Origin of the sequence: Rhodopila sp., assembly GCF_965277165.1 — a bacterium.
In the GTDB taxonomy this organism is placed as follows: Bacteria; Pseudomonadota; Alphaproteobacteria; order Acetobacterales; family Acetobacteraceae; genus Rhodopila.
The window spans coordinates 1,822,486-1,835,000 of sequence record NZ_CBDICE010000006.1; the positions used below are offsets into that span (position 1 = coordinate 1,822,486).

Sequence of the window (12,515 nt, forward strand, 5' to 3'; positions counted from 1 at the left end):
TGAGGGATGATCGGGCCATGCATTTCGATTTGAAACTTTGGCGGATGACGGCTGGCCTGCGCGGGCGTCTGGCGCTCTCCAGCGGGTTCGGCCTGCTCGCCTTGGCGGTCGGGATCGCCCGCTTCGCCTTTCTCGGCCGGTTCCTGGCCGGGGTATTCCGCGGCCAGATGCTGGTGGCACCGCTGCTGGCCGCCACCGCGGCGATCCTGCTGCGCGCCTGGCTCGACCACCACCGCGCGATGATCGCCCACCGCACCGCCGCGCGGGTGCAGGAGACCCTGCGCGGGCAGTTGTTCGACAAGATCATCGCGCTCGGCCCGGCCTGGTTCGGAGCCGAACGGACCGGCGGCGTGATGTTGTCCATGGTCGATGGCGTGGAGCAGCTTCAGTCGTTCTTTGGTCAATACCTGCCGCAAGTGACCATCGCGATCTGCGCGCCGCTGGCGATTTTCGCCTTCATCGCCTGGTGGGACGTTCCGGTCGCGCTGGTGATGCTGGCTGCCGCGCTGTTCACGCTGATCCTGCCGGCAACGGTGCACCGCAAGACCGAAGTGGCCTCGCGCTCCAGGCAATCCGCCTTCAAGTCGTTCGGCGAGGAATTCCTCGATGCGGTGCAGGGCTTGCCGACGCTGAAGGCTTTCGGGCAGAGCGCTGCTTACGGGCGCATGCTGGCGGCCAAGGCCCGAGCGCTGTCGGACAGTACGTTCTGGGTGCTGTCGCTGAACGTGCTGACGCGCGGCTTCACCGACCTTGGCACCGCCTTGGGGTCGGCCGCGGCGCTGGCGCTTGGCGCCTGGCGTGTCCGTCACGGCGAAATGAGCCTGGAGGCGCTGCTGATCATACTGATGGCGGGAACCGAGATTTTTCGTCCGTTGCGCGACCTGCGCGGCGTGCTGCACCAGGGGCTGAACGGGCAGGCGGCGGCGGTCGGCATCCTGGAACTGCTGGACACCGAGGCGCCAATGCAGCGCGGTGCCCGCGCAGCCGAACTGACGCCGGAGATCGTCTTCGACAGCGTCGCCTTCGCCTATCCCGGCGGCCGCCGGCCGGCCCATAGCGGCCTCAGTTTTCGCATCGGCGCCGGTGAGCGCGTTGGCATCGTCGGACCCAGCGGCGCCGGCAAATCGACCATCGTTCGGCTGCTGTCGCGGCTGCACCAGGCGCAAACCGGCAGCATCCGCATCGGCGGCCGGGATATCACGGAGCTGGATCCGGAACAGGTTCGCGGCATGATCGCCATCGTCTCGCAGGACACCTATCTGTTTCACGGCAGCGTCGAGGAAAATCTCCGGCTCGGCCGGCCCGACGCGTCGCACCCCGAGGTGGTTGCCGCTGCCACCGCGGCCAACGCCCATGGTTTTGTCTCCGCGTTGCCCAACGGCTACCAGACCGTGATCGGTGAGCGTGGCACGCAGCTCTCGGGCGGGCAGCGCCAGCGCCTGGCGATCGCCAGGGCAGTGCTGCGCGATTCGCCGATCCTGGTGCTGGACGAGGCGCTGTCCTCGGTCGATGCCGAGAACGAATCGATCATCCAGCAGGCGTTGGATCGGCTGATGACAGGTCGCACCACGTTGATCCTGGCGCATCGGCTGTCCAGCGTGATCGGGGCCGACCGGATCCTGGTGCTGGACAACGGGGCGGTCGTGCAATCCGGCCATCATCGGGATCTGATCGGGCAGGACGGCCCGTATCGCGATCTGATGCGACCGCAAATGGGCGAACCGGACGGCATCGTCGGGCCCAGGCTTGCGGCCGGTCTTGGTCTGCCCGACGGCCAGCCCGATGCGCAGGCCACCGGCGCTGTCGTCGGCAGCCTTTCCGAGGACGCTGCGCTGGTGACCTGGCCGGCGACGATTCGCACCTTGTTGCGGGTCGTGCGTCCGTATCGTGACCAGTTGGCGGTCACCGTGCTGACCGGCATCGGCCGGGTGGTTGCCTTCATCGGCGTCAGCGTTCTGGGCGCGCTGGTGCTGGCGGCGGTGCGCAACGGCTCGTCGACCGCGACGCTGGTCACCGCGCTGCTTGTCACCGCCCCGCTTGCCGGCCTGCTGCATTGGCTGGAATCCTGGATCGCCCACGCCATGGCCTATGCGCTGCTGGCCGACATGCGGGTCGATCTGTTCAAAAAGCTCGATGCTTTGGCGCCGGCCTACTTGTTGCGCCGCCGCTCGGGCGACCTTGTGGCGCTGGCTACCCAGGACGTCGAGACCGTCGAATATTTCTTTGCCCACACCATAGCCCCGGCGATCGTCGCGGTGCTGGTGCCGCTCAGCGTGCTTTTCGCGATGGCCTGGATGGCGTGGCCGCTGGCCCTGGTCCTGGCCCCCTTCCTCGCCTACGCCGGCGCGTCGCCATTGCTCGGCCGGCGGCGGATCGACCGACTGGGCTCGTCTGCCCGCGGTGCGCTTGGGCTGATCGGTGCCTATGCGACCGAAACGATTCAGGGGCTGGCCGAACTGGTCATGTTTGGAGCCGCCGAGCGCCGACGCGACGGCTTCATGACCGCGGTGAAGACATATCAGGACCTGCGGCTGTCACTGCTGGCAGATTTGTCGTTTCAGGCCGCCGCGCTGGATGCCGTCACCAGCCTGGGTGGTCTGGCCGTAGCGGCGATCGGGGCGATGCTGGTGGCGGATGGCATGGTCGCGCCGGCGATGCTGCCGCTGCTGGTGCTGATCTCGGTCGCGGCGTTCCTGCCGGTTTCCGAAATTGCGCAGGTGGGGCGGCAACTGGCCGACACCATCGCGTCCACGCGCCGGCTGGCGGTGGTGGAGGCGGAGCCCGTGCTGATCACGGATGGCGCACGCCAGCCGACCGGCGGATCGGGGGTTCAGTTCGACGCTGTCGATTTTACCTATTCCGGCCGCTCGGCGCCGGCACTGACCGCGATGTCGTTCAAGGCGCCCCCCGGCGCCACGGTCGCCCTGGTCGGGCCATCCGGTGCCGGCAAGACGACGGTGGCTAGCCTGCTGCTGCGGTTCTGGGACCCGGTGAGCGGATCGATCGAGTTGGGCGGTGTCGATCTGCGCGACCTGACGCTGGACGGACTGCGCGGCAGTATCGCCCTGGTGGCGCAGGACACCTATCTGTTCAACGACACGTTGGAGGCGAATGTCCGGCTGGCGCGACCCGAGGCATCCGCCGAACAGGTTTTGCTGGCGCTGTCCCGGGCCGCTCTTGGGGGCTTCGTGGCCGGTCTGCCGGAGGGGCTGGCGACCCGGGTAGGTGAGCGCGGAGTGCAGCTCTCCGGCGGCCAGCGGCAGCGCATCGCGATCGCCAGGGCTTTCCTGAAGGACGCGCCGCTGTTGATCCTGGACGAGGCGACCTCGCATCTCGATACGATCAGCGAGCAGGCGGTGCGCGGCGCGCTGGACACGCTGATGGCCGACCGCACGACGATCGTCATCGCGCACCGGCTGTCGACGATCCGGGCGGCGGATCTGATTGTGGTGCTGCGGGACGGGCAGGTTGTCGAGACCGGGAGCCATGACGCGTTGCTCGTCCGTGGGGGTTTTTACCGGCGTTTGGTGGAGCACCAGATGTCTGGCGTCGCCGCCTGAAATCTAGCTTAATTGCTATATCGCAATTTTGCACCAGGCCTCCGAAAGCTGAGGTCCTTGGAGACCCTTGATGCGGCAGTTGCAGCGATGCGAAGCGGCGCACTTCAGCGATGCCCCAGGGCAGTCGAGATGCCGTTGGCATGGTGGATCACCACCTTTGAAAGCCCGTCGACTTCCGCCAGCGGAAGGCGCCATGCCGGGCCGGTCAAGCTGATACCGGCAATAACCTGCCCGGAGCGGTCGCGGATTGGAGCGCCGATGCAGCGCAGGCCCGGCTGGTGCTCGCCCTCGTCGGTCGCGTAGCCGGCCGCGCGCACCGTGGCCAAGGCCGACAGCAGCGCCGCTGGATCGGTGATCGTGGTTTCGGTGTAGCGCGTCAGGCCGGCATCGATGATCCTTCTCACCACCGCCTCCGGCTGGAAGGCCAGGATCGCCTTTCCGACGCCGGTGCAGTGCGCCGGGGCTTGCTCGATCGTGTGGGCCGCCAGCAACTTCTCCGGGGACGCGTCGGCGCGGTGAATGACGATGGCGCGGCGGCCGTCGAACACCGCCAAATGCACGGCTTGTCCACCCTGCCGGGTCAGAGCGTCGACAAACGGGCGGGCCTCTCGGTGCAGATCCATATTGGCGAGGACGGTATTGCCGAGCGCGAACAGCTTCATCCCCAGCCGGTAGCGGTCGCGTCCTAAATCCTGGTCCAGCAGACCGGTCTCGCGCATGGCACCGAGCAGGCGGTGCACAGTGCTCTTCGGATACCCGGTCGCCGCGCAAAGATCGGTCAGCGACAGGGTCCGATTACGCGCGGAGAAGGCATCAAGCACTCGCACGACCTTGACGAGCGACTTTAGCCCGTCGTCCGGGCGGGGGCCGGTTCTCCCGCCCTGGCTCATGACCGTTTCAGCATGTCCGTCCCGCTGACTGGCGGCATTGATCGTGCTGGCCTCCCTGATGATCACATCGCCAGCCACGGGTGCGGCTGGCGGCGTTGGCGAGATTATCCAGGCAGGCCGAGCATTGCCTTGTCGATTGCGCCCTTTAGCGTGTCGCTGAGGTGATCCATCGGCTGGCGCGGATAGTAAAAGCCGAGGCCCTGCTTGTGCTGGATGTATTTCGCGGCGGCCGGCAGCACGTCGTGCGGCACGACGTTCCACAGCGTGGCCAGCGCTCGGTGGATCCGCAGCGCTGTTGGGTGATCGCCCGCCCGCACCGCATTCCACAGCTTGACGCAGACGCCGGGCACTGCCGCCGTGAGTGCGCTGATCGCGCCATCCGCGCCCATGGCGAAGGCGGCGTAGAGCAGCGCGTCAACGCCGGTCAGCACGACGTTCCGCTCCTCGCATTGTTGCACCAGATCGGACACCGATTTCACGTCTCCGCCGCTCTGCTTCATGCCGACGACGCCGGGCACCTCACGCATGATGCGCAGCATCAGATCGACGGACAGGTAGTTCCAGGGAATAACGTTATAGATCAAGATCGGGATGCCGGTGGCGTTATAGATGGCGCGGAAATGCTCGATTGTCGCCTCGGCGCTGGGTTTGAATAGGTAGTGTACAGGGGTGATCTGCAGCGCGGCGATGTTCAGCCCGCGCAGGGCATTCGCCCGCTCGATCGCCTCACGCGTGCTGTTGACGATCAGGCCGGCGACGAGGGGCCTGCGGCCGGCGAGCGCATCGTGCGTTTCGTGCATCACGCGGACAAACTCGTCAAAGCTCAGCGTGTGGCCTTCGCCCGTGCTGCCGCCAGCGACCACGCCATGGGCGCCCTGCTCGACGACAAAGTCCATCTGTTCGCGCAGCGCGGAGAACACGAGATCCCCGTTCCGGTCGAACGGCATTGTGGTCGGCGGCAGGATTCCGCCCAGCGTCTGCTTCGGATTCCGCAGAATTGGGTTGGGCTTGGTATTGACGGGCAGAGTCTGGTCCATGGCGCTTCTCCTTCCTGAGGGTAAGTTCTTCGGGCGCGATCAAGGTCGGGCTTACAGATCGACCATGGCGCCGAAGTCGCACCCGTGATCATGCGACTCACGATGTGCGGTCAAGCCTGATCGAATGCTTTGTCCCGCTTTGTGGAACTTATCGCCATCTCGGGCTCGATATTTGAGGATTATTGAACCATGAGTTCCGACATACGGAACATCTCACCTCGGCAGCTGTGACGCGGTCGACATAGCATCAAGTCATGATGAAGACCGATCGTATCGGTAACGGTATTGTGGATTTTGGGAATATCCTGGTTCAGTCATAGTGTCGCTGGATGGGCTGGTAGCTCAGCGTCAGAGCACACGCTTGATAAGCGTGAGGTCGGATGGTTCAAATCCTCCCCGGCCCACCAAACGTGATGGAGTTGTCGGACGACCGCCGCCGTGGGGTGCGGAGCGGGCATGATTTCTTTAGGCGCACTCTTTAGGCGAACCGTCGATTTTCCTGGCGCCGTCCTGTCGCAGCACGCGCATCCCATTCCGTACCGGCATCATGCAGGTTTGCACGTTGGCTTGGCCATCCACTATCGCCAGGCACTCGAAACAGTCGCCCATCAGGCAAAACGGTCCACGCGGGCTTGCGGACAAAGCAGTGGTCCGGGTCGCAACGATCCCGGCGGCGAGCAGCGCCACCGCGACGCTGTCGCCCGCGCGCGCCGTGACGGCAGCGCCTTCGAACCAGATCGTCAGGTCGCCCCCCGGCGGCCTGGTCAGCATCAGTCAGCGGTGCCTTTGGGAAGCTTCTTCTCGGTGATCGTGGCGTAGAGCGCGACGCCATAGGGGATCGTCTCGTCGTTGAAATCGTAGCGGTGATTGTGCAGCGCCGCGGTGTCGCCGCTGCCAAGGTTGATATGCGCGCCGGGCACCTGCTCCATCATGAAGCTGAAATCCTCCGATCCCATGCCGGGCGGGCCGTCGCGGCGGACGTTGTCCTCACCGACCAGCGCGGCGGCAGCGTCGCCATAGGCAATTGCCTCGGCGCTGTCGTTCACCATCGGCGCGAAGATGACGCGAAAATTGACCTCTGCCTCGGCCCCGAAGCCGGCTGCGATACTGACCGCCAGGCGCTTCATGTTGTGCTCGATCGTGGTCATCACCTCGGGCTTCATGGTGCGCACGGTGCCGGCCATCAGCGCCGATTGCGGGATCACGTTGTATGCATCGCCGCTCTGGATGCGGGTGATGCTCAGCACCGCGGTGTCCTGTGCGGAAATATTGCGTGACACGATCGACTGCAGCGCGGTTCCCAGATGGCAGGCGACGACGACGGGATCGACGCTCTGCTGCGGGTGTGCGCCGTGCGCGCCCTTGCCGGTGATGATGATATCGAAGAAGGCGCCCCCGGCGGCCCTGGCGCCCGATCCGGTGATGAATTTGCCGACCGCCAGGCCAGGGCGATTGTGCATGCCGTAGACCTGGTTGCAGGGGAAACGCTCGAACAGGCCGTCCTTCAGCATTGCCAGCGCGCCGCCGACGCCTTCCTCGGCGGGCTGGAAGATGAAGTTGACGGTGCCGTTGAAGTTGCGGGTTTCGGCCAGGTATTTCGCCGCGCCCAGCAGCATCGTGGTGTGGCCGTCATGGCCGCAGGCGTGCATCCGGCCGGGGTTCTGGCTGGCGTGCGGCAGGCCGGTCGCCTCCAGGATCGGCAGCGCATCCATGTCGGCCCGCAAGCCGATCGCGGCCTGCCCGTTGCCGTTGCGCAGCACACCGACGACGCCGGTCTTGCCGACCCCGCGATGCACTTCGATCCCCCATTCCTCCAGCTTGGCGGCCACCAGTTCAGCGGTGCGGTATTCCTCCAGGCCGAGTTCCGGGTGGGCGTGGATATCGCGGCGGATGGCGGCGAGTTCGTCCTGGTAACGACGAGCACGATCGAGCGCGGACTGGGTCATCGGATGTTCCCGGGAGTTATTGACGGGACGAGTTTATCACGCGCCCGCGGGCTTGCCAGACCCGGTGTTGACGTGACGTGCAGTTACTTGGCGCAATCGCCCGACCCGAGGCGGCGGCACGCTCAGCCGCCACGGATAGGGCGGGAAACCTCGGGCGGCCGCCGGTGCGTCGGTCGCCGGTGCGTCGGTCGCCGGTGCCTCTGTCGCCGCCTGGGTGTCAGAGGGCGGCGAGGATCGCCTCGGCCTTGCTGGCCTCGAAGCCGCCTGGCGCCTCAATGCCGAGATGAGTGACCTTGCCGTCCTCGGCGATCAGCGCATAGCGCTGGCTGCGCCATCCCATGCCCCGGCCATTCAGATCAAGCTCGAGCCCGATCGCCTTGGCGAAGGCGGCGGCGCCATCGGCCAGCATGGTGATCTTGCCTCCGGTGCCCTGTTCCTTGCCCCAGGCGTCCATGACGAAGACGTCATTCACCGCGATGCAGGCGATGGTGTCGACACCCTTCGCCTTCATGGCGGCGGCATTCTGCACGAAACCGGGCATGTGCTTGGCGCTGCAGGTCGGCGTGAACGCGCCTGGAACAGCGAACAGGACGACTTTCTTGCCCTTGAAAATCTCATCGGTTGAGGTCTCTTTCGGACCGTCTGAAGTCGCCACCATCAGTTTCATCGAAGGGATCGTGTCGCCGACCTTGATCGTCATAGCTCATCTGCTCCCGCAAGGGTTTTGCTGAATGCCGCGGCGTGATGGCGGCAGGCCCCGAGTCCTAGCCGCGCGGGCCAGGGAAGTCACCCCCTCGGGGCAGGGCGCGGTTGAGCTGCCAGCAATGGTCCGGCTGAGGGTGCAGGCGACGCGGCGATGGCGGGTTGGCAGGATGTGTTGCTAAATCCATGACGGTGGGACTTAATCCGTATATCGCCGCCGGAATTGCCGGCGCTGGCTGCTATGTCATCGCGTACTTCGCAACCCTACAGGGCTGGTTGAAGGTCCGCGATTGGGGCTTTCCAGCGATCAATCTGCTCGGGGCTCTGCTCGTGCTGGTGTCGCTGGCCGATGCCTGGAACCTGCCGTCAGTCCTGCTGGAACTGTTTTGGGCGGCGATCAGCGTCTATGGGCTGCTGCGGTGCTGGGGCCGCCGGCTAAACCGCGATGAGTAGCGACGAGGGCGACGGACTGGGTCATGGCGCCAGCCGGGTCAGTCGTCGGTTCGGTGGATGTCGTGGACGCTAACACCCGCGTCGCCGTCCGAAACCTCCAGCCAGTCGCGGTGCCGCAGGGTGCGCCTGGTGTCCAGGTAGCCGCTGTTCCAATGCTGGCGCATCGAGGCAGCGCTGAACTCGTAGTCCTTGGCCTGGGTTTCGTAGGCGGCCTGCTGGTAGATCAGTTCCAGGATGGTGGCCTCCGGGAGGTGGGCGAGGCGGGCCTTGAGTGCCCGCTCGTCGGGGTCCAGCCTGTCGTCGGTGAGTTTTGCCAGCAGTCGTTTGGTGACCAGGTCGCGGGCGTGGCGGTCGCGGAAGGTGTCGGTGACGAGGCGCGTGCGGCTGGAATACTGGATGTCTTTTTGCCGAGCCAGCACTTCGTCCATGTCGCGCGGTGCGGGACCGCGGGCGCTGAACAGGTCGACCTGAAAGATCAGCATATGGCCGCATTCGACGTTGTCCAGCACGTGCTGCAGCGGCGTGTTGGAGACCAGGCCGCCGTCCCAATAGAGCTCGGTGCCGACCTGGACGGCGGGAAACGCCGGGGGCAGGGCGGCGCTTGCCATTACGTGGCGCGGCTGGATCTCGGTTTCCGTGCTGTCGAAATAGGCGAAATTTCCGCTCAGGACGTTGACCGAGCCGGCGGCGTAGCGCATCGCGCCGCTGTTCAGCAGATCGAAATCGACCAGGCGCGACAGTGTATCGTGCAACGGTGCGGCGTCGTAGAAAGCGGTCGCTGTGGCCGAACCGCGCGGGCTGATCCAGGGGTTCAACACGTTCGGCGTGAAGAAGCCGGGTTGACCCAAGGTGGTGGTCAGCAGCGCCGACCAGATGTTGGTGGCCTTGTGGGCGGCGTCTCCGTCCACGGTGAACAGGCTGACCGGTCGGGCGGTGATGCCTTCCCAGAAGTCTCGCAGGCGCTGAATGCGGCATTCGGGCGGATTGCCGGCGATGAGTGCTGCGTTGATCCCGCCGATCGAGACACCGGCCACGGTGTCGGGCCGCAATCCGGCCTCGTGCAGCGCCTGGTAGACGCCCGCCTGATAGGCGCCTAGCGCACCGCCGCCTTGCAGCACCAGAGCGACGTTGTCGCAACCACGCGGGCGCCAGGGGCGGCGGCCAGGCAGGATCGGCGGCAGCGGGCGGGACGGCATCAAAAGATCCATGGTTTCCTTTCGCTCCCGCGTCAAGTTTGCCGGGTCGCGTCGTGCATATCGAGTGCTTTGAGCAGCGGCAATGCTGGTTCATGATCCGCCGCCGGCGGCGGACTGGGCCGGGGAATTGGTTAAAGGGATAAGCCATGAGCCTGAACGGAAAAGTCGCCCTGGTAACCGGATCGACCAGCGGGATCGGGCTGGGGATCGTGCGTGCCTTGGCGGCCGCCGGGGCGGACGTCATGCTGAATGGTTTTGGCGACCAAGCCCAAATCGAGGCGTTGCGGGCCGAGATCTCCGCCACCCACGGCGTCAAGGTCGGTTACAGCGGGGCCGACATCAGCAAGCCGGATCAGGTCGCGGCGATGCTGGCGGAATGCGCGAAATCGATGCAATCGCCGGACATCCTGGTGAACAATGCCGGTATCCAGTTTGTCGCCAATGTCGAGGACTTCCCCGACGAACGATGGGACCAGATCATCGCGGTCAATCTGTCGGGGGTGTTCTTCGGGATGAAGGCGGCGATTCCGGCGATGAAGGCCAAGGGTTGGGGCCGGATCATCAATATCGCCTCGGCGCACGGATTGGTCGCCAGTGCGCAAAAGGTCGCCTATGTCGCGGCCAAGCATGGCGTGGTCGGGATGACCAAGGTGGCGGCGATCGAACTGGCGAACCAGGGCGTCACCGTCAATGCGATCTGTCCGGGTTGGGTGCTGACGCCGCTGGTGGAGAAGCAATTGCAGGACCGGGCGGGTCGGGACGGCTCGTCGGTCGCCAAGGAGAGCTTGGCGTTCGTCACCGAAAAGCAGCCGATGGCACAATTTTCGACACCGGAACAAATCGGTGGTTTGGCGGTATTCCTGTGCTCCGATGCGGCGAGCACGATCACCGGGGCGCCGCTGTCGATCGATGGCGGATGGGTAGCGCAATAACGTCGCTGTGATGTAGAACGCTGCCGGCTGGTTTCGTTGCGTGGGCGTCGGGCCCGCGCGCATGGCCGACGGAGTTCGCGATGCAGGTTTCCGAAGCTGCCCGGTTCACCGCTATGATGACGCGTTCGGCTGAGCTCAAGCGCCGGGTCGCCACGGAATTGGCGGATGCCGTCATCGGGGTTGTCGATGCCTGTGAGGCCAGCCTGCGCGGCGGCGGCAAGCTGCTGTTCTGCGGCAACGGCGGTTCGGCGGCGGACAGCCAGCATCTGGCCACTGAGATGCTGATCCGGTTGCGCGGTAGCCATGAGCGGGCCTCGATCGCGGCGCTGGCGCTGACGCTGGACCCGGCGGTGCTGACCGCGTGCGGCAACGACTATGGCTACGACCGGGTGTTCGAGCGGCCGTTGCGCGGGCTGGGTCGGGCCGGCGACGTGTTGTTCGGCATCACCACGTCGGGTCGGTCGGGCAACGTGATCCGGGCTTTGCAAGCGGCGCGGGAGATGCGGATCGTCACCGTGGGACTGCTGGGCGGCGGGGGTGAGCCGGCGTTGAGCCACTGTGATCTGGCCCTGCTGGTGCCCGATACCGAGACCGCGCGCATCCAGGAGTGTCACATCGCCTTGGGTCACGCGGTGCTGGAACTGCTGGAGGACCGCATCGTCGCGCGGGCCCTGTCGTGAAGGTTCTGGTCACCGGTTGTGCCGGTTTCATCGGTTACCATGTGGCTGACGCGCTGCTGGCGCGGGGCGATGACGTGGTCGGCCTCGACAGTCTGAACGCCTACTATGATGTGAGGCTGAAACAGGCTCGGCTGGATCGGCTGCGGCCGCGTCGAGGGTTTGCGTTTCACCACCTGGATGTCGCCGATAGGGATGCGGTGGCTGCGCTCGTGGCCGCCCATCCCGACCTGGATGGCATCGCGCATCTGGCGGCTCAGGCGGGGGTGCGACATTCGTTGGTGGATCCCTACGCGTATGTGCAGGCCAACGTAATGGGGCACCTGGTGGTGCTGGAGGCGGCACGGCGTCTGCCGCGGCTGCGGCACCTGATCTATGCCAGCACGTCGTCGGTCTACGGCGCCAACACCGAGATGCCGTTTCGGGAGACCGATCGGGTGGACCAGCCAGTATCGCTGTATGCGGCGACCAAGCGAGCGGACGAATTGATGAGCCACGCCTATGCGCATCTGTTCGGCTTGCCGCAGACCGGGTTGCGGTTTTTCACCGTGTATGGCCCGTGGGGGCGGCCGGATATGGCATATTTCGGCTTTGCGGTCGCGATCGAGGCCGGCGAGCCAATCACGCTCTACGACGAAGGCCGGCTGCGGCGGGATTTCACCTATATCGACGACATCGTCGCCGGGATCGTCGGCAGCCTGGATCGCCCGCCCGATGACCCCCGACTGCCGCGGCTGTTGAATATCGGCAATCACCGGGTCGAGCAGGTGGGCGAACTGGTGCGGCTGCTGGAGGAGGCGTTGGGACGGAAGGCAATCATCCGTTCGGCTCCTCGCCCGGCGGTCGATGTGGCCGCGACATTCGCCTCGGTCGAGGCCATCGGGGCATTGACCGGATATGCGCCGACGACGCCGCTTTCGGTCGGGATTCCGCGATTTGTGGCGTGGTTTCGCGAGTGGCGTGGCGGCGTGGCGGGAATTGGTTAAAATGCCCGCTTGACGCTGCGAACGCCTGGGCCTACATCGGCGTCCATCGAGACGGACGGTTTCTCTTGCTTTGGTTCGTCTCTTGGATTATCTTTTCCGGTCTGCATCGGGATAGATGCTCAGCAAAGCAACCTAG

11 protein-coding genes and 1 tRNA gene are annotated in these 12,515 nt (G+C 65.6%); 6 read left to right on the top strand and 6 right to left on the bottom strand.

The window, feature by feature from the left end; translation table 11 throughout:
- Positions 1–17: 17 nt before the first annotated feature.
- A complete protein-coding gene (locus ACQY4Y_RS20530) occupies positions 18–3,560 on the top strand; it encodes an ATP-binding cassette domain-containing protein (protein ID WP_428492446.1) in 3,543 nt (1,180 codons plus the stop codon).
- 104 nt (positions 3,561–3,664) lie between these two features.
- On the opposite strand, the gene ACQY4Y_RS20535 is transcribed toward ACQY4Y_RS20530, so the two are convergent.
- Both ACQY4Y_RS20535 and ACQY4Y_RS20540 read right to left on the bottom strand, forming a co-directional pair.
- Complete coding sequence (locus tag ACQY4Y_RS20535) at positions 3,665–4,450, bottom strand: IclR family transcriptional regulator (RefSeq protein WP_428492447.1); 786 nt, start codon at positions 4,448–4,450, stop codon at positions 3,665–3,667.
- Positions 4,451–4,554: 104 nt separating this feature from the next.
- Positions 4,555–5,487: a dihydrodipicolinate synthase family protein gene (locus ACQY4Y_RS20540; RefSeq protein ID WP_428492448.1), complete on the bottom strand. Its 933-nt coding sequence runs from the start codon at positions 5,485–5,487 to the stop codon at positions 4,555–4,557.
- Positions 5,488–5,818: 331 nt separating this feature from the next.
- On the opposite strand from ACQY4Y_RS20540, the gene ACQY4Y_RS20545 reads away from it, so the two are divergent.
- Positions 5,819–5,894: transfer RNA gene (locus ACQY4Y_RS20545), tRNA-Ile, on the top strand.
- Positions 5,895–5,952: 58 nt separating this feature from the next.
- On the opposite strand, the gene ACQY4Y_RS20550 is transcribed toward ACQY4Y_RS20545, so the two are convergent.
- From ACQY4Y_RS20550 to ACQY4Y_RS20560, 3 genes are all read right to left on the bottom strand, one after another.
- Positions 5,953–6,258: a (2Fe-2S)-binding protein gene (locus tag ACQY4Y_RS20550; RefSeq protein WP_428492449.1), complete on the bottom strand. Its 306-nt coding sequence runs from the start codon at positions 6,256–6,258 to the stop codon at positions 5,953–5,955.
- Positions 6,258–7,433 (bottom strand): M20 aminoacylase family protein, encoded by a 1,176-nt coding sequence (locus ACQY4Y_RS20555; protein WP_428492450.1) that lies wholly within the window; start codon positions 7,431–7,433, stop codon positions 6,258–6,260. Before ACQY4Y_RS20555 ends, ACQY4Y_RS20550 begins: the two co-directional genes overlap by 1 nt.
- Positions 7,434–7,650: 217 nt before the next feature.
- Positions 7,651–8,133 carry a peroxiredoxin gene (locus tag ACQY4Y_RS20560; RefSeq protein ID WP_428492451.1) on the bottom strand — a complete coding sequence of 161 codons (483 nt, stop codon included), beginning with the start codon at positions 8,131–8,133 and terminating at the stop codon, positions 7,651–7,653.
- A gap of 188 nt (positions 8,134–8,321) precedes the next feature.
- Here ACQY4Y_RS20560 and ACQY4Y_RS20565 point away from each other — a divergent pair, with 188 nt between their 5' ends.
- Positions 8,322–8,588, top strand: a complete 267-nt coding sequence (locus ACQY4Y_RS20565; protein WP_428492453.1) for a CBU_0592 family membrane protein — start codon at positions 8,322–8,324, stop codon at positions 8,586–8,588.
- 38 nt (positions 8,589–8,626) lie between these two features.
- Here the strand turns inward: ACQY4Y_RS20565 and ACQY4Y_RS20570 are convergent, their stop codons facing one another.
- Positions 8,627–9,784, bottom strand: a complete 1,158-nt coding sequence (locus ACQY4Y_RS20570; protein ID WP_428492454.1) for a patatin-like phospholipase family protein — start codon at positions 9,782–9,784, stop codon at positions 8,627–8,629.
- Positions 9,785–9,930: 146 nt separating this feature from the next.
- Between ACQY4Y_RS20570 and ACQY4Y_RS20575 the strand changes: the two genes are divergently transcribed.
- The 3 genes from ACQY4Y_RS20575 to ACQY4Y_RS20585 all read left to right on the top strand — a co-directional run bounded on the left by ACQY4Y_RS20575 (position 9,931) and on the right by ACQY4Y_RS20585 (position 12,379).
- The gene (locus ACQY4Y_RS20575) at positions 9,931–10,716 is read left to right on the top strand and encodes a 3-hydroxybutyrate dehydrogenase (RefSeq protein WP_428492455.1); all 786 of its coding nucleotides are present in this window, start codon (positions 9,931–9,933) and stop codon (positions 10,714–10,716) included.
- A gap of 80 nt (positions 10,717–10,796) precedes the next feature.
- Positions 10,797–11,396, top strand: coding sequence for a D-sedoheptulose-7-phosphate isomerase (locus ACQY4Y_RS20580; protein WP_428492456.1), 600 nt, complete (start codon positions 10,797–10,799; stop codon positions 11,394–11,396).
- On the top strand, positions 11,393–12,379 hold the full coding sequence (locus ACQY4Y_RS20585) for an SDR family NAD(P)-dependent oxidoreductase (RefSeq protein WP_428492457.1): 987 nt from the start codon (positions 11,393–11,395) through the stop codon (positions 12,377–12,379). Before ACQY4Y_RS20580 ends, ACQY4Y_RS20585 begins: the two co-directional genes overlap by 4 nt.
- The last annotated feature ends 136 nt before the right edge of the window (positions 12,380–12,515 follow it).